This window comes from Pseudoalteromonas arabiensis, from assembly GCF_001550155.1.
Lineage (GTDB): Bacteria > Pseudomonadota > Gammaproteobacteria > Enterobacterales > Alteromonadaceae > Pseudoalteromonas > Pseudoalteromonas arabiensis.
Window position 1 is genome coordinate 13,203 of record NZ_LRUF01000004.1, and the last position, 17,697, is coordinate 30,899.

General features: G+C 41.2%; 13 protein-coding genes. 8 read left to right on the forward strand and 5 right to left on the reverse strand.

Translation table 11 applies throughout. The features are described 5' to 3' along the window. The 4 genes from glgX to PAARA_RS00380 are packed head-to-tail and all read right to left on the reverse strand — an operon-like array spanning position 1 to position 6,552. Positions 1–2,043: a glycogen debranching protein GlgX gene (glgX, locus tag PAARA_RS00365; protein WP_062567099.1), complete on the reverse strand. Its 2,043-nt coding sequence runs from the start codon at positions 2,041–2,043 to the stop codon at positions 1–3. Next, positions 2,033–4,264 carry a 1,4-alpha-glucan branching protein GlgB gene (gene glgB / locus PAARA_RS00370; protein WP_062567100.1) on the reverse strand — a complete coding sequence of 744 codons (2,232 nt, stop codon included), beginning with the start codon at positions 4,262–4,264 and terminating at the stop codon, positions 2,033–2,035. Before glgB ends, glgX begins: the two co-directional genes overlap by 11 nt. Continuing rightward, the gene (gene malQ / locus PAARA_RS00375) at positions 4,265–6,241 is read right to left on the reverse strand and encodes a 4-alpha-glucanotransferase (protein WP_062567101.1); all 1,977 of its coding nucleotides are present in this window, start codon (positions 6,239–6,241) and stop codon (positions 4,265–4,267) included. Positions 6,242–6,252: 11 nt separating this feature from the next. Then, complete coding sequence (locus PAARA_RS00380) at positions 6,253–6,552, reverse strand: isoamylase early set domain-containing protein (protein WP_062567102.1); 300 nt, start codon at positions 6,550–6,552, stop codon at positions 6,253–6,255. 591 nt (positions 6,553–7,143) lie between these two features. Here PAARA_RS00380 and PAARA_RS00385 point away from each other — a divergent pair. Both PAARA_RS00385 and PAARA_RS00390 read left to right on the forward strand, forming a co-directional pair. Further along, the gene (locus PAARA_RS00385) at positions 7,144–9,030 is read left to right on the forward strand and encodes a putative bifunctional diguanylate cyclase/phosphodiesterase (protein WP_157066142.1); all 1,887 of its coding nucleotides are present in this window, start codon (positions 7,144–7,146) and stop codon (positions 9,028–9,030) included. Positions 9,031–9,074: 44 nt separating this feature from the next. Continuing rightward, positions 9,075–10,001, forward strand: a complete 927-nt coding sequence (locus PAARA_RS00390; protein WP_062567104.1) for a hypothetical protein — start codon at positions 9,075–9,077, stop codon at positions 9,999–10,001. A 70-nt stretch (positions 10,002–10,071) separates the two neighbouring features. Here PAARA_RS00390 and PAARA_RS00395 read toward each other — a convergent pair whose 3' ends face one another. Beyond that, the gene (locus tag PAARA_RS00395; RefSeq protein WP_062567105.1) at positions 10,072–10,500 is read right to left on the reverse strand and encodes an Lrp/AsnC family transcriptional regulator; all 429 of its coding nucleotides are present in this window, start codon (positions 10,498–10,500) and stop codon (positions 10,072–10,074) included. A gap of 204 nt (positions 10,501–10,704) precedes the next feature. Here PAARA_RS00395 and PAARA_RS00400 point away from each other — a divergent pair, with 204 nt between their 5' ends. From PAARA_RS00400 to PAARA_RS00425, 6 genes are all read left to right on the forward strand, one after another. Next, a complete protein-coding gene (locus tag PAARA_RS00400) occupies positions 10,705–11,910 on the forward strand; it encodes an aspartate aminotransferase family protein (protein WP_062567106.1) in 1,206 nt (401 codons plus the stop codon). A gap of 47 nt (positions 11,911–11,957) precedes the next feature. Continuing rightward, on the forward strand, positions 11,958–12,992 hold the full coding sequence (gene astA / locus PAARA_RS00405) for an arginine N-succinyltransferase (RefSeq protein WP_062567107.1): 1,035 nt from the start codon (positions 11,958–11,960) through the stop codon (positions 12,990–12,992). A gap of 18 nt (positions 12,993–13,010) precedes the next feature. Continuing rightward, positions 13,011–14,483: a succinylglutamate-semialdehyde dehydrogenase gene (astD, locus tag PAARA_RS00410; RefSeq protein ID WP_062567108.1), complete on the forward strand. Its 1,473-nt coding sequence runs from the start codon at positions 13,011–13,013 to the stop codon at positions 14,481–14,483. A 40-nt stretch (positions 14,484–14,523) separates the two neighbouring features. Continuing rightward, the gene (locus tag PAARA_RS00415; RefSeq protein WP_062567109.1) at positions 14,524–15,327 is read left to right on the forward strand and encodes a DUF1338 domain-containing protein; all 804 of its coding nucleotides are present in this window, start codon (positions 14,524–14,526) and stop codon (positions 15,325–15,327) included. A gap of 17 nt (positions 15,328–15,344) precedes the next feature. After that, positions 15,345–16,196, forward strand: a complete 852-nt coding sequence (locus PAARA_RS00420) for a type 2 periplasmic-binding domain-containing protein (RefSeq protein WP_062567110.1) — start codon at positions 15,345–15,347, stop codon at positions 16,194–16,196. A 239-nt stretch (positions 16,197–16,435) separates the two neighbouring features. Then, complete coding sequence (locus PAARA_RS00425; RefSeq protein WP_062567111.1) at positions 16,436–17,653, forward strand: type III PLP-dependent enzyme; 1,218 nt, start codon at positions 16,436–16,438, stop codon at positions 17,651–17,653. Positions 17,654–17,697 lie beyond the last annotated feature (44 nt).

Sequence of the window (17,697 nt, forward strand, 5' to 3'; positions counted from 1 at the left end):
TTAGTCCTCTGAATTGGCGGTAAAAACCCAGCTACTCATTGCAGCTATTTGTTGTTCCATATCTTCATTGGCGGATATTGGATGAATACTGCTAACAGCGAGCTGCCACTTAGCTTTTTCTAAATGAGGAAGTTGACAGCTAACAGCCTCAGACCCTGCATTTAGAATGATTAAGAGTGCTTGGTGTGTATGTTTATCGGTTAAGCTATACATTAGGAACTGACGCTCAGCTTCATGCCAGTCGTCCTGTTGCATTGCGTTACCCTCTTCGGTAAACCATGCGACGTCATACCGCGTGTCATCATCGTGCACAAAGAAACGGTGCTTAAAGACACTAAATTGTTTGCGTAAACGCAGCACATCATCAATGAATCGAGTCAATGGGTGGCTTAATTGAGAATCTTTCCAAGCAAGCCAACTGGTGCGGTTATTTTGGCAATACGCATTATTATTACCGCCCTGTGAGTGAGCCATTTCACTGCCCGACGCAAGCATAGGCACGCCTTTGGAAAGCAATAAAGTTAGCAACATATTTTTTTGTTGTTGTAATCGTAATGAGCTTACTTTTGCATCGTTAGTAAAGCCTTCAACTCCACAGTTAAATGAATAATTAGCACTATGACCATCACGATTTTGTTCGCCATTAGCTTCATTATGCTTTTGTTCGTAACTGACTAAATCTGCCAGCGTAAATCCGTCATGGCTAGTGATAAAGTTAATACTATTTAAAGGGCCTCGTAAGTTATGCTCAAATAGATCGAAAGAACCATGTAAGCGTTTTGCAAGTTCACCAATTAAGCCTGGCTCTTGTTTCCAAAAACGTCGAACGGTATCGCGGTATTGATCATTCCACTCACGCCAAGGCGCAGGGAAAGCACCAAGTTGATAGCCTCCAGGCCCAATATCCCAAGGCTCAGCAATTAACTTTACTTTATTAAGTACAGGGTCTTGGTTTATTGCCTGTAAAAATGAATGGGCTTGATTAAAACCGTTTGGGTTGCGCCCTAAGATAGTCGCAAGATCAAATCGAAAACCATCCACGCCCATTATTTCAACCCAATAGCGTAAACTGTCGAGTACCAATTGCAATGTGCGTGGAGAGTCAATGTTGAGCGTATTGCCACACCCCGTGTCATTAATATAATGTGATGGTTTTTCAGGCACTGTTCGGTAATAACCTAGATTATCTAAGCCTCGCAGTGATAACAAAGGACCATCCGTGCCAGCCTCGGCAGTATGGTTGTAAACAACATCTAAAATAACTTCAATGTCTGCTTTATGAAGGGTTGCCACCATATCTTGAAATTCACTGACATCATCTTTAACCAAGTAATCTTTATGGGGAGTGAAAAAGTTTAAGGTGTTATAACCCCAATAATTTTGTAACCCTTTGGCAGTAAGAAACTGTTCACTGATAAAAGCTTGCACAGGCAATAACTCCAAGCAAGTTATGCCCAACGTACGTAAATGCTCAATGAAACGAGGATGGCTCAACCCTAAAAACTTTCCTTGTAATGGCTTTGGAATGTCTGGGTGTCTACATGTTGCCCCTTTAACATGGCACTCATAAATCACAGTTTTGCCCCAGCTGTGATTTGGTCTTTTACCCGAATATGGCTTAACTTCTCCGACACGCGACTTAGGCATATCAATGGCATTATTCACTTCGCTTAAGGTGCCTACCGGCATTTGCCCATAGTGGCGTTCACTCCAAGTAAATTCACCGTAAAAGTCCTGCGCATATGGGTCTAACAGGAGTTTGTGTTTATTAAAAAACACTCCTTTATCAGGTGCATATTCACCATCGGCACGAAAGCCATATAACGCTCCTTTTTTTAATGGGCTGACCAAAAGTGTCCACACACCTCCTTCGTTCATATTCATCGGTAGCGTTAATACTTCCGAGTGACCACTACTATCAAACAAGCACAGTAAGATATGCTTTGCCTGTGGCGCATAGACGGCAAAGTTAACCCCCTCTTCAACAACGGATGACCCCAGAGGCTGCGTAAAGCCGATTTCCAACCGCACACTATGACTCATGATTCACCTTTTTAAGGTAAATTGTGGCAAGGCCAGGTAAAGAAATACTCAAACTTTGTTTAAAGCCGTGACTTAGCGTCGTTTGCGTACTTATTGTTTGATTTGCCATGCCTGTCACTTCTACACCTGAGCCAAAATAATCTTGCTTATCGGTGTTAAAAACAACCTGATAATCACCCGCTTTAGGTACACCAACGATGAAGTCATGATAGACCTGCGGGGTTAAATTGCTGATCACAATTACAAAATCATCGGCTTGTTTTGCATAGCGAATGAAACTAAAAATACTTTGCTTTGCATTGTTGCTATCAAGCCAAGCAAACCCAGCAGGGCTGGTGTCTTGTTCGTACAGTGCGGGCGTATTGCGATAGACCTCATTTAACTCTTTAATGGTTTGCTGCACACCACAATGACTAATATGCTCAAGTAAGTGCCAATCTAACGATTGATCGTGATTCCACTCGTTACGTTGCGCTATTTCAGCCCCCATAAAAAGGAGCTTTTTGCCTGGATGCGCCCACATAAACGCATAATAGGCTCTTAAATTAGCGAATTTTTGCCAATCATCGCCGGGCATTTTTTCAATAAGCGACCTTTTGCCATGTACAACCTCATCGTGACTGAGTGGCAAAATATAATTTTCACTGTAAGCATAAACCATTGAGAAAGTCATTTCGTGGTGGTGATGCGCACGGTATAGTGGGTCTCGCTGCATGTAGTGCAGACTGTCATTCATCCAGCCCATATTCCATTTGTAGCCAAATCCTAAGCCATCATGATCAACTTGGCGTGTAACACCAGGCCATGCTGTTGATTCTTCTGCCACCATCATGATGCCTGGATTGTTTGCGTAGCAGCGCATATTCACTTGCTTTAAACACTCAATGGCCCCGAGATTTTCACGGCCGCCATATTGATTAGCAACCCACTGCCCTTCTTCTCGGCTGTAATCTAAGTAAAGCATTGACGCCACAGCATCAACACGCAGGCCATCAATACCAAATTCATGCAGCCAATACATCGCATTCGCAATCAAAAAACTGCGTACTTCAGCCCGATCATAGTTGTAGATATAGGTATTCCAATCAGGGTGAAACCCCTGACGAATGTCTGCGTGTTCATAAAGGTGAGTGCCATCAAAACAATGCAAACCATGCGGGTCACTTGGAAAATGCCCAGGCACCCAATCTAATATAATTCCTAAGTTTGCTTGATGACATTGATTAACAAAATAAACAAAATCTTCAAAGCTACCGTAACGGCTTGTTGGCGCAAATAAACCTACCGGTTGATAACCCCATGAACCATCAAATGGGTATTCGCTAATTGGCATTAACTGTAAGTGGGTAAAACCAAGTTCTATGGTGTAAGGGATCAGACAATCGGCAAGCTCTCGCCATGTTAGATATCGATTATTATCTTGTCGCTGCCAAGAGCCTACATGCACTTCATATATACTTATTGGCGCATCAATGCTATTGCGCTTGGCACGATTAGCCAGTGCGTTCTTGTCAAGGTGTACCGCTGCCTTGCTACACTGTAAAACAGAAGCAGTGCCAGGCGCCTGTTGCATTTTAAATGCAAATGGGTCCGCTTTTTCAAGCACTTCACCACTAAGAGTGGTAATCGCAAACTTATAACATTGGTCTACTTTTAGTGCAGGAATAAATAACTCCCACACACCACTTGCAGGATGAAACCGCATAAAATGGCGGCTGCGTTGCCAATAATTAAAATCCCCAATGACTGAGACACTCGCGGCGTTAGGTGCCCACACGACAAAACGGACTCCTTGTACACCCTGCTGATCTGTAAAATGAGCACCAAAGTGTTTATAAGCATGCTCGAGGCTGCCCTCATTGAACAAATACATTGCCTGTTCGTCGAGTGTGCTTACAAAGCTATATTCATCGTACTGTTGCTCGCACCCTTGCTCATAGTTGACGTCAAGTTTGTACTCAGGAGCAGACTCTGTATGGATTGTCGCAACAAACAAATCACTTTGCCCTTGCCTGTGTGCTGGTACAATGAGTGAATCGAGCACAACGGATACTGTTTTTGCTCCTGGTAAAAAGCAACGTACTTCATAACTTTCACTATTCACTTTATGTGGCCCTAAAAAGCTGAATGGATCTTTAAAGCAGCCAGCAGTTAAAGCCGTGATCTGTGCCTGATAAATCAGTGGTTGTTCAATGTGCTCTTGGCGGACACGACTTTGCATTTATTGCTTCCTTATGGAGATTAAATTGGCTAACAATGATGCTTTAGAATCGATAATATGCTTTGCCGAACGTGACAATAAACGCCGCCAATTTGGGTATTCTTGATCAGTGCCAGGGATGTTTACGGGCAATACTTGCTCGTCTAAATCATCTATTTGAATGGTAAATAACTGCGCAGGAGCCTTAGCAAGACATGTCGCTAATGCTTCATACACTTCTTGTGCCTGTGCATTAGGGCTTAACTCCTTCGCACTTTGACGATAAATAAAATGCAACATCCTTTGTTTTTCAATGTCTCGCGCTGCGATAAGTTCATAGCTCTCGGCCTCATTTATCAATCCATATTGCTGTTTTACAGTGATATCATAACCAGTCCACCAACCAGAAAATGGCGGGACATCATGATTGGCAATCATTAATAAACTGTGCTGCGAAAAATGTTCAGCCAAGAGGAATTCCCCATCCTGATCTTTTTCAAAATAAAACAAACCATTTGAATAAATAGCACTTGCTTCAAGTGCCTCTCTTACTTCATTAGGGACAACCCCTAAATCTTCACCAATTACGACACACTGATTAAGATGAGATTCTATTTTTAAAATGGCAAGAAGATGTTCAAATGGGTAATAAACATAACAACCATCTTGTTGTCCTTGGTTCTCAAAACACCACCATAATCTGCGTATAGCCATAACATGGTCAATTCTCAGCCCGCCTACATCTTCCATATTGGCGCGAATTAAAGAACGGTAAAATGCAAAGTGATCTGTACTGAGTTTTTGTGGGTCTAATGCAGGTAGCCCCCAATTTTGGCCTCGCTCTGCCCAAGGATCCGGTGGTGCACCAACATAAGCACCATGAGAAAATAACGTATATTGACTTTTAAACTCACTGCCATCTCCAGCGCAGCCCACTGCCAAGTCGTTTATTAAACCAATATCCATATAGCAATCAGCAGCTAGTTGTTGGCAAAAGTTTAGCTGAGAGTGCGCAAGCCACTGTAAGTAACTTGCGTATCGGCTATCTTCTGCATCCAGTGTTACTAGGCTTTGGCTATGTACGTTACAAAACTCGTCGAATTGGGCTTTACGTTCGTCCGATGCGGTATTGCAAAAGTGTGCGTATAAGCAATCGAACACTTTATATTTAAAATCAGTGACTAGGGTGTAATCTATGAACTGTTCTGAGTTGATTGGCAGCTCAGCCAATAATTTTTCAAGCTTAGTATTGTGCTTTGCGTCCTCACATAGAGACACCGCTATATACAGCGGGTTTAACAAAGCACGGCTGTTTGGGCTGTATGGGCTTGCCCGCTCTGGGGTGTGTTCAAAAAGTAAATGTAATGGGTTGAGTAAAATATAATCCATCCCATGGCTGGCCGCATCACGAATAAGGGAAGCCAAGTCAGCAAAATCACCAATACCAAAGCCTGCATGATTCACTAAACTGTAGAGCTGAATAGATAAACCCAAACGTTTTTTATCTTCAACTTGAAAACATGTTTGAGGGGTTATCCAAAGTTGACTACGACTGTGTTGATCTGCCACAGATATATACGCATCATGATAACCAATAGGCATAGGCGGCACAGGTAGCGCGACCTCGATATAACGAACACCATTTAAACCATAGTCACCTAATACATCTAAACCTACAAAGCTTTCTCTGTTAGCGGTTATTCCGAGTGACGGGATTGATAGCTCACAATGATGCTCAAGTAAGCGCTCATCTATACGCACTTTTAATAGTCGGTTTTCAGCGCTGACAAGGCTTACCGGCGGCAATAAATTGAGCCAATTACCTGCATCAAGCGTAAAGTTTAGCTGTTCAATTGTATTTATGTCGTCAGTATGAATACCGCAGCAACGTAAGGCACAAGCGCGAGTATTCTCATCGAAAACAACATGCTCGCCTGTGTACTTTGTATACTCGTAGCCAATACCATAAAGATAAAATAACTGCGAAAGTGACTGCATTAATGCACCTATTAAGCGCGTTGAGTGTTTACAACACTATTTTCAGTACCAAAAACATTAGGAGTATAAGCGTCAGCTTGATGGTCGTTATCCCAAACATGACCATTGATGAGGTAACGAAAGTGAAATTGTTTATCGAGCGGTAAACGCTGCTTGCACTTGAAAACCTGTTCTTTTTTGTTGTATTTCATTGGCACTGGCTGCCAATCTGTAAACTCTGCAACTAATTGCACATTTTCAGCGTCTGGGTGCTGAAATTCAAAAGTAACTTCGGTTTCGTCTTTGGTTTTAAAAAAACGTTTACTTAACATAGTGGGCTCCAATTCAACCAGATGGTTAATTAATCCTTGCCACAGTGCCGTGTTCAACTACTCAACAGTCGGGGCTGTGTATTACATGCGCTAAAAACTGCCTAAAAGAACATGTACCTTACTCAGTAAATCAAATCTTTGTTTACGCATTATGACAGTGCAAAATATTTGTGCACGCACCATAAAAGTGCATAAAACAAACAAAAACATGATTAATCAAACTTCTAACCTTAAGTCAGCAATAAACGAACCAATTTGAAAGTTAAATTCTCATTTACTCTAAATACTGAACTTGAGTCATTTCTCAGTAAAAAGTAGTTAATAAGTAAGTGTTGGTAAAGTGAATTAAATTGAAGTTAATCGTGTAGTACAAAGTATTTTTAAGAGATTAAAGGCCTGATTATTGCACTCAACAAATACAACTTTTTGCTTACTTAACAGATTAACATTCTAATTACATTACAAAAGGTTTGTCTATTTTAGTGACAAGCCATATACTGAAAAAATTAACTTACGGGTTGGTAAACAATATAATAGTGCCCAGGACGGTAGTGAATAATGGCCAATGCTCTTCGTATAGTATGCAGTTGTATGATAACCATAGTAGCTTTTTTTTATGGTTTAAACATTTTATTAGTTAAACAGGTTAACGATCTTTCTTATCAACCAAATACAACTATGCTTTCCACTTTCGCAATCCCCCCATCAGGTATAGCACCGGCCCCTTGGTACAACATTCTTTTAACTGGCCAATACACAGTCACTCATAACAAGCAAAATTACGTTGTCGTTGAAGCCGATACAAAAACAGTCACGGCTATTGAGACAAAGCAGCTCATTACTTCTACTTTGATGGCGCCTATTAATGTTATCATTTTGTTGCTGTTAATTATTGCTATCACCTGGTTGGTCAGCCTAAGACGTCAAAGCGATAGCATGAAACAGACGATTAAAGAACTTAACGTTCAAACTTCAGCCCTACTCTCCAACCTAAACCTTACTAACACACATTCAGCTTCGCAATCTACACTTTGTAATTTACAAGCAAATGTTCACGCTTTGAGCGCGCACATTACCACTTACACCCGTGAATCTCAGGCGAGTATTTGCCAAGACAAATTGACCCTACTGATAGACCGCCATGCATATTTAGAGCATTTAGCCAGACAACTAAGTGTTGCAGAGATAGATAAACTCAATTGTGCACTTTTATTTATCGATTTAGATGGTTTTAAACAGGTAAATGATTCATTTGGCCACAGCTTTGGCGATGAAGTACTTATTCAGGTAGCTGCTCGCTTAACGGGTGTGCTTCGCCATCACAAGCTCAACAATATTTCTGCCACCAGCCAGCTTGAACAAAACTTAGCTCGTTTGGGAGGAGATGAATTTTCTATCTTTATTAATCACCTGACCTCAAAAGAGCAAGCACTTGAAATTGCTAAAAATGTTTTAAAAGAAATCGAGAGGGATTTTGTACTCGGTAATAAGCTGATTAAGATCAGCGCAAGCATAGGCATTGCAACTTACCCTGACAGTGCAGCGACACCTCACACATTACTGCAAATGGCTGATGTGGCGATGTATCGTGCCAAAACTGATGGCCGTGGTATTTTTAAAGTGTATTCCCCTGAAATGGGCAATAAAATGCGTCGCTATCATTACTTACTTGAGGAAATGCGCCTTGCAATTGCCTCTGAAAACTTTCATTTATTCTTTCAACCGATTGTAGATGTTGACGATTGCGCAATCGATTATTTTGAAGCTTTGGTACGCTGGGAACATCCAGTTGAGGGCGCTATTTCTCCTGTTGAGTTTATTCCTATTGCTGAAGAATCGAATCTTATTTTAGAACTCGGCGATTGGATCATGCTTGAGTCATGTCGGCAGATGGCTGCATGGTATAACGCGGGGATGAAGAAAGTGAAAATATCGGTGAATATTTCTGGCATTCAGTTAAAACACCGGGCAATTTATGATTGGGTAATGGCCAAACTTTCTAAAACAGGACTGCCAGCAACTGCTATTATGTTGGAAATAACAGAGTCGACATTAATCACCGCAAGTAAAAAAATTATAAACGACCTAGAGAAATTACGCCGTGAGGGTATCACTATCGCCATCGATGACTTTGGTACTGGTTTTAGCTCTTTAAGTACCCTTGCTGACTTACCGATTGATGTAATAAAACTGGACAGACTGTTTATTGCGCAAGCCAATGACAACCCAAAATATAATAAGATACTTCACTCTGTCAGTGAGTTAGGCCATAAACTAGGTTTAAAAATTGTGGCCGAAGGCGTTGAAGAGCTTGCACAATTTGAACTAGTTAAATCAATGGGTATTAGAAGTGTGCAGGGTTACCTTGTTAGCCAGCCCGAATCATCTTTTAATGTAGGCCACAAAGTACTCCACGATAACGTCAATTTTATTGCAACAACAGGCACAAGTGTTTGGAATATACAGAGACAACATTAATAAGCTATAATCACATTTAATATCTAAATCCCAATCCCTTGTTAATGTTGAAAAAAAGTCTATTAATTACACTAACCCTGATCGTGACGCTTGTCGGTATTTTTATCGGTACATCAATTTATACTTTATACAGTAAAAAACGCTTATCTGTTGATCCTAAAGTCAAGGAAATATCAGGGATAGAATTTGATAAAAAGCATCGCCTTTGGGCAATTAACGATAGTGGCGACCAGCCAAAACTGTATCGTTTAAATGAGGATGGCTCAATCGCAAAAGAAGTGTTAGTCACCAATGCCAAAAACATTGATTGGGAAGATATGACTCAAAATAGGTTCGGGCATTTCTTTTTAGGGGATTTTGGCAATAATAACAATGACCGAAAATGGCTAACCATTTATAAAATAGAAAACCCTATTGATATAAAGGGTAATACAACACAAGCTGAAATCATAAAATTCACCTACCCTGAAATGGATGGCAGCCCAATCCTCCCCAATAAACGTAACTTTGACTTAGAAGCATTTGTTGCTTTTAACCATCATTTGTATTTATTTACCAAAAACCGTACCGAGCCATTCGATGGCATTACCAATGTTTATAAAGTAGGCGACCATGCCGCAAATTTCGATGCCGAATTAATTGACTCATTCAAAACCTGCACGACGATGGAAAAGTTATGCTGGGTCACATCTGCCGCGTTAAGCCCTGACAGAAGTAAACTTGTTTTACTTGATTCGACTAGCATCTGGTTATTTGAAAACTTTAAAGGCGATAAGTTCTTCTCAGGTGATGTGTCACGTATAGACTTAGGTATCGTCACTCAAAAAGAAGCTATCACATTTTACGATGACAACACCATCGTGTTTACCGATGAAGAATTTAAAGGTATCGGTGGCAATGCATATGTTATACAACTTGATGAAGTCGAAAAGAAAGTCATTCGCAAAGCACCTCAAGCAGATACAAATTAAATATCTATAGCCAAAAACTGAATGAGTAATTTCTGAACCGAGTAAAAACAACCTTGATCCAAATTAAGGGTTAACGTTTAAATTTCGTCTCTAAAATCACTGACGATGTAGTACGCTCAACCCCATCTAAGTTACCAATATCATCTAAAAGGTGGCTCAGCTTTTCAAGGTTTTGTGCTTGCACAACTGCAATCAAATCAAACTCACCGCTAATTGCGTAGAGCTGCGAAATGGCATCAATTTGCTTCAACTCAAGATTGGTTTTAGTGGTCAATTTTTGTTTTACTTTAATTGAAACGTGCGCCGATACCATTTGGCTCAAATAGGCATCACCATAGTCAACACTGTAGCCTTTGATCACACCTGTTTCTTCTAGTTTTAACATTCGGCTTTGCACTGTTGAGCGCGATAAATTAAGCGCCCTGGCTAGGTCAGAGATACTGGCGCGGGCATTTGTTCTTAGTATAGATAATAGCTTTTCGTCTTGTGGCGTTATCACTTTGACTACTCTTTTCGTTAATTTGCTTTTTATTTTAGTCATTTTTCACAAAATAGCACTGCAAATTTAAGTTTCTAACCCAGATAATAGTAAAAATAGATAAGAAAAATAATCTCATCGTGCTTAATTAGGCAGGAACGGCTTAACTGACCTATTTTTTGCAATTTAACTTTTTTCATACTAAGCCATATTTAGGTGCAACAAATGCAAGTAACAAGAGAACTTTTCAACGACGTAATGGTACCAAACTATAACCCATCTGAGGTTATCCCTGTTCGCGGAAAAGGCTCACGTGTTTGGGATCAAAACGGTAAAGAATTTATTGATTTTGCAGGTGGTATTGCCGTTAACTGTTTAGGTCATTGTCACCCTGCTCTTGTCAATGCGCTTAAAGAGCAAGGTGAAAAAATTTGGCACTTATCAAACGTAATGACAAACGAGCCTGCACTGCGCTTAGCTAAAAAGTTAACGGACGCTACATTTGCAGATAAAGTGTACTTTGCAAACTCAGGTGCAGAAGCCAACGAGGCAGCATTAAAATTAGCGCGTCGCTGGGCATTAGATGTACACGGCGAGCAAAAAAACCAAATCATCGCGTTTAACAAAGGTTTCCACGGTCGTACATTCTTCACTGTTACTGTAGGTGGCCAAGCTGCTTACTCTGATGGCTTTGGCCCTAAACCTGCTGCCGTTGATCACTGTGACTATAACGATTTAGCTGCGTTTGAAGCACTTATCAGCGACAACACATGTGCCGTAATGATGGAGCCATTACAAGGTGAAGGCGGTATCATTTCACCAACAAACGAGTTTATTAAAGGTGTTCGCGCGTTATGTGACAAACACAATGCTTTACTTATTTTTGATGAAGTACAAACAGGTGTTGGTCGTACCGGCGATTTATACGCATACCAAGGTTTAGGTGTAACTCCAGATATTCTTACTACAGCAAAAGCGTTAGGCGGTGGTTTCCCAATCGGTGCGATGATCACAACGGCGAGCATTGCAGAGCATTTAAAAGTAGGCACACATGGTTCAACTTACGGTGGTAACCCGCTTGCATGTGCTGTAGCTGAAGCGGCTTTTGATACTGTCAATACTGAAGAAGTACTCGCAGGTGTTAAAGAGCGTGAACAGCTTTTACGCGACGGCTTTGCTGCAATTAACGACAAATACGATGTATTTAGTGAAGTACGTGGTAAAGGTCTATTATTAGGTGCGGTACTTAACAGCAAATTTGAAGGCCGTGCACGTGACTTCCTAGTAGCAAGCACAAAACACGGTTTAATGAGCCTTGTTGCGGGTACAAATGTTGTGCGCTTTACGCCATCTTTAGTTATCCCTCTTGAGGATATTAAAGAAGGTTTAGCTCGCTTTGAAAAAGCGGTTGCAGACGTTGTAAACGGTTAATTCTAGTTGGCGTGCTGCTAAACCAGTGCGCCATCGGAGAGCAATGAATGCAAGTATTACGTCCTATCACAGCAAATGATTTTGCCGCGTTAAAGCAAATAGCGATGGAGTCTGGTCATGGGTTTACCTCATTACCTGTTGATGACACCTTGCTACAAGAAAAAATCGATCGCGCCGATCAAAGTTTTGCAAAAAACATCAATAAACCACAAGACGAAACCTATTTATTTGTTTTAGAAGACAGTAAAACGGGTGACGTTATCGGCACTACAGCGATTGAAGCCGCTGTAGGTATGTCGGTGCCTTTGTATCATTACCATCTTGGAAAAACTGTTCACCATTCACGTACTCTCAACGTGTATAACACCGTTGATATTCTGAGTATGTGTAATGACTACACAGGCTGCTCTGAGATTTGTACCTTGTTCTTACGTGAACAAAACCGCAAAGGCTTAACAGGTCGCTTTTTATCGCGTTCGCGCTTTCTATTTATGGCGCAGCACAGCGAACGTTTTGCTGATACCATCATCGCAGAAATGCGTGGCGTAAGTGATGAAAAAGGCCATTCACCTTTTTGGCAATGGTTGCAAGAGCACTTTTTTAGCATTGAGTTTCCACAAGCTGATCACCTAGTCGGTTTAGGCGATAAAGTATTTATCAGCGAATTAATGCCTAAATACCCAATCTACGCCAACTTACTGAGCAAAAAAGCGCAAGCTGTGATTGGTAAGGTTCATGAAAAAACAAAGCCTGCACTTAAACTGTTAGAAAAAGAAGGGTTTGAGCACCGTGGGTATGTCGACCTTTTCGATGCAGGGCCCACTGTTGAAGCAAAACTTGGCAATATTCGCAGTGTTCGTGAGTCACAAGTGTGTCCTATCACCATCGGTGAGCTTACACACATTAATGAGAAAAGCTCAGATACATTAGCTATTTGTAATCAAGGCGTGAATGACTTTAGAGCAACATTCACCAAACATGCTCATTATAACCACGCTAAGCACACGCTAATCATCAGCCAAGAAGTGGCAGATGCACTTAAATTAAAACAAGGGGATGCAGCACGGTTCTTCCGTTTGTAACCACTTAAGGAGTTTAAAATGAGTGTCACAACTCAACTTATCGATAACCAATGGCAAGCTGGCCTTGGTCATGATTTTAGTTCTATCAACCCAAGTAATGGCGAGGTTGTGTGGCAGGGTAAAACAGCCACGGCTGGGCAAGTAGCTGATGCAATTAAAGCAGCTCGTAGTGCGCAGCTAGGCTGGGCTGATATGACCCTTGAAGAGCGTATTGTTATTCTTGAAAACTTTGCAGCAGAGCTTAAAGAGCATAGCGAAGAGTTTGCAACAATTATCGCCCGTGAAACAGGTAAACCACTTTGGGAAACACGTACCGAAGTAGGCGCAATGACAGGTAAGATTGCCATTTCTATTAGAGCCTATCACGAACGTACGGGTACCACAGAAAACCCAATGCCTGGGGCGAAAGCGTTTATACGTCACAAGCCACATGGTGTTGTTGCAGTGTTTGGTCCTTATAACTTCCCAGGTCACTTACCGAATGGTCATATTGTGCCTGCTATTTTAGCGGGTAATACGGTTGTATTTAAACCATCAGAACTCACCCCTCATGTTGCAGAGTTTACCTTAAAACTTTGGCTAAAAGCCGGCTTACCTGCCGGTGTCATTAACCTTGTACAAGGTGAAGTCGACACAGGTATTGCACTCGCTTCTCACCAAGATATAGATGGCTTATTCTTCACGGGTAGCTCAAATACAGGTCACCTATTACATAAGCAATTTGCAGGTCACCCTGGTAAAATCTTAGCGCTTGAGATGGGTGGGAATAATCCACTTATCGTAAAAGATGTTGCTGATGTAAGTGCCGCTGTTCACGATATTATTCAGTCTGGTTTTATTACGTCTGGCCAACGTTGTACCTGTTCTCGTCGTTTATTTATTGAGAACTCGGCAAATGGCGATGCAATTTTAGAAAAGTTAATTGCTGCAACCAAACACATTAAAGTAGCCGACAGCTTCAGCGAAGATCAACCGTTCATGGGTGCAATGATCAGCGAAAAAGCAGCACTCGGTATGGTTGCAGCTCAGCAGCAATTACTTGATATGGGAGCAACCTCTCTTGTCGAGCTTAAGCATCTTGAACCGGGTACTGGTTTTGTAAGTCCAGGTATTATTGATGTAACGGCTGTTAAAGACATGCCTGATGAAGAACACTTTGGTCCGCTTATCAAGGTATACCGTTATACAGATTTCGATAGTGCGATTAATGAAGCAAATAACACCTCATTTGGTTTATCTGCTGGTTTATTAAGTGATGATAGTGATGACTACCAGCACTTCTTAAAACGTATTCGTGCCGGTATCGTTAACTGGAACCGACCAATTACAGGCGCATCAAGCGCTGCACCGTTTGGTGGTATTGGTGCCAGTGGTAACCACAGAGCAAGCGCTTATTATGCTGCTGACTACTGTGCATACCCTGTTGCTTCTGTTGAAGCCGATAAAGTTAACTTACCACAGACCCTTGCGCCGGGCTTAATTATTGAATAATTGTTTGGCGGTCTCGCCGCCTTAATTGAAGGAATTAAACATGCACACAGATGTAAACGCCCTATTTGAAAACCTATGGGACAACTATTTATCAGTTACGCCATCGGCGGTAAAAGTACATGAGCTACTAGGCTCTACACAAAAAGATGACGTGATTAACGATCACATCGCTTTACGTACCTTTAACCATGAAAAAATCGGTTTAGAAAAACTAGCTGCGCACTTCTTAGCAGTTGGCTACAAAGAATGCGGCGAATACCACTTCGAAGCGAAAAAACTATACGCTAAACACTTCGAACACTCAGATCCGAAGCAACCTAAAGTTTTCATTTCTGAATTACTTGTTGAACAATGCTCAGAAGAGCTTCAAGCTATTGTTAACGATATGGTTGAACAGATTGACGAAAACGCTGTAACAGCGGATAATTTCCTTTACTCAGGTACGCACTGGCAAGTAAGTTCAGACACCTACAAAAAACTGCTAGCAGAAAGCGAATATGCAGCATGGATGTCGGCGTGGGGTTACCGTGCTAATCACTTTACGGTGAGCATCAATGAATTGGCGAAATTCGATGATATAGAAAGTGTTAACCAAGCACTTAAAGATGCCGGTTTTGCACTAAATACATCGGGCGGCGAAATCAAAGGTTCGCCAGAGGTATTACTTGAACAGTCTTCTACGCTTGCTGATGATAGCGAAGTTGAATTTAGCGATGGTGTTGTTGCCGTACCGAGTTGCTTTTATGAGTTTGCGCTACGTTATGCAAAACCGGATGGCGAACTCTACACTGGTTTTGTTGCAGCATCAGCTGACAAAATTTTTGAGAGCACCAATGCTCGATAAATAATTAAAGGATATGCATGAGACTAGGTTTGCTTTTTTTAATAATGCTGACCTTAAGCACAGCTTTCGCTAGTGATAAGAGTAAGCTTATAATTCTATCTCATGCATATTTCGACAATGAAACTGATAAAAATAGCGTTAACTACCATCTAGTCAAAGCAATTCAGCCAGCACTCGGTAATGAGTTCCATCTTAAGCTACAGTTTACAAATCATGCACGCCAAATTAAACGTTTATCAAGTAACGAACCTAGCTGTACTTTTAATGCGATAAAAACACCAGAACGCAAACAGAACATGTTGTTTTCAACAGTTCCAACATTTATGCATGTGCAACGACAGTTATTTGGTCTTAAAAATGAACTAAAAAGTAAACCTTCTGACATTTCAGTGGAACAACTCCTACACAAAAACTATATTTTCGGAATAATTGGATCCACAAGTTATCAACAACTGGACAAATTGTTTGCAAGTAATGCCTCAAATGTAGCTGTTATATATGGTGAAAACCCATTTTTACAACTAAGTAATCTACTCATGAACAATCGTATCGATTTCATTATTGGTTACCAAGAAACGTTATTTGCTCATTTAACCGTTGAGCAACAGTCTCTTATTGAATCCCGTCCTATTATTGAGTTACCTAAATTTATAAATGGGTATTTTGCTTGTAGTAAAACACCGCAAGGTCGCAGGGCCATGGAATTAATGAACAATTACATGAAAACCCATGATATGGCTGCCTACCTTAAAGAAATCCATACTAATAATAGCCGCCCAGAAGATACCCAAGCAATGCTCGACATTTATACTAAAACATACGGGATAAATTTTAAAAACGCCCCTTCACCTGTTCAAAAAACACACTGAAAATAATTCAAAAAATCTTTGAAATAATGCTTGCGCAAATAAAAAAGCAGATCTATTATCTCGCCGCTTCTTGATGATAGCCAATCCGAGTACATTGCAAACCTAGTTTGTAGCAAGGCGATAGAGCAACTATCCAAGAGTGTATTTGATTGCACAGAACATACGGTGCGCTTAATAACACTCAACTGACTTGGACTTCCATTTTTTTCCGAGCAGTTGCTTAATTGCCGGAGAGTAAAATGGCTATTTCAACACTTACACAAGACTTAACAATCAAAGTACCTGCAGCATCGGTTGCTGCAAACGAATCAATAGCACAACCATCAAATCAATTTATTGAGCAACTTGTTGCCCAACATGGTGCGCCATTAATGGTGCTAGATTGTGAATCTGTACGCCACCAGTACCGTGCACTAAGCCGTGCTTTACCTGGTGTTGTTTTACACTTTGCATTAAAGCCACTTCCTCATGCAGCAGTTGTTCGCACGCTTTTAGAAGAAGGTGCCAGCTTTGATTTAGCAACCAGCGGTGAAGTTGACTTAGTTGCCAGCCAAGGTGTACCAAGTGATCGTACTATTCACACGCACCCTATCAAGCGTGACCGTGATATTCGTGATGCCCTTGAATATGGTTGTAACGTGTTTGTGGTTGATAACATCAATGAACTAGAAAAGTTCATTGCATACAAAGACCGCGTTGAGTTACTTGTTCGCTTAAGTTTTCGTAATGCAGAGTCATTCGCGGATTTATCGAAAAAATTTGGCTGTAGCCCTGCAATGGCTATTGAGATCATTACTTACGCGCAACAACTAGGTATTCGTATCAAAGGTTTGTCGTTCCATGTTGGTTCACAAACAGCGAGCCCTGCTAAATACGTAACAGCAATTGCTGCATGTAACCAAGTGATTAACGATGTAGCTGCATTGGGACTACCTGCACTTAGTACGCTTGATATCGGCGGTGGTTTCCCAGTGCCGTACAACAAAGACGTGCTGCCAATTGATGAGTTTTGTGCGCCGATTAATGATGCCTTAGCACAGTTACCAGAGACAGTTCGCGTCATTGCAGAACCAGGTCGCTTTATTGTTGCCAGCGCTGTAACCAGTGTTGCATCGGTAATGGGTCAAGCTGTACGTGAAGGTAAACCTTGGTACTACCTAGATGATGGTATTTATGGCTCATTCAGTGGTTTAATGTTTGATGAAGCCTCATACCCAATAGAGTCGCTAAAACAATCGAACGAACGTGTAGAGTCGGTATTGGCAGGCCCAACTTGTGACAGCATCGATGTGGTGAGTGAGTCAATCATGCTACCCAAATTAAGCAACGGTGATTTAATCATCAGTCGTATGATGGGTGCTTACACATTAGCAACCGCAACAGATTTTAACTTCTTCAAACGTGCTGACGTTATTGTACTGAATGATGTAGTACAGGTTGATGCACTCACTGGTTAACTATTTCCTCGACTAAAAGCATGTAAGTCAACATGCTTTAGCTT

Coding starts and splice junctions, on each gene's coding strand:
- astA (WP_062567107.1), top strand. CDS start 11,958: ATGCAAGTATTACGTCCTATCACAGCAAATGATTTTGCCGCGTTAAAG.
- glgX (WP_062567099.1), bottom strand. CDS start 2,043: ATGAGTCATAGTGTGCGGTTGGAAATCGGCTTTACGCAGCCTCTGGGG.
- astD (WP_062567108.1), top strand. CDS start 13,011: ATGAGTGTCACAACTCAACTTATCGATAACCAATGGCAAGCTGGCCTT.
- PAARA_RS00390 (WP_062567104.1), top strand. CDS start 9,075: ATGTTGAAAAAAAGTCTATTAATTACACTAACCCTGATCGTGACGCTT.
- PAARA_RS00385 (WP_157066142.1), top strand. CDS start 7,144: ATGATAACCATAGTAGCTTTTTTTTATGGTTTAAACATTTTATTAGTT.
- PAARA_RS00425 (WP_062567111.1), top strand. CDS start 16,436: ATGGCTATTTCAACACTTACACAAGACTTAACAATCAAAGTACCTGCA.
- PAARA_RS00415 (WP_062567109.1), top strand. CDS start 14,524: ATGCACACAGATGTAAACGCCCTATTTGAAAACCTATGGGACAACTAT.
- PAARA_RS00380 (WP_062567102.1), bottom strand. CDS start 6,552: ATGTTAAGTAAACGTTTTTTTAAAACCAAAGACGAAACCGAAGTTACT.
- malQ (WP_062567101.1), bottom strand. CDS start 6,241: ATGCAGTCACTTTCGCAGTTATTTTATCTTTATGGTATTGGCTACGAG.
- PAARA_RS00420 (WP_062567110.1), top strand. CDS start 15,345: ATGAGACTAGGTTTGCTTTTTTTAATAATGCTGACCTTAAGCACAGCT.
- glgB (WP_062567100.1), bottom strand. CDS start 4,264: ATGCAAAGTCGTGTCCGCCAAGAGCACATTGAACAACCACTGATTTAT.
- PAARA_RS00400 (WP_062567106.1), top strand. CDS start 10,705: ATGCAAGTAACAAGAGAACTTTTCAACGACGTAATGGTACCAAACTAT.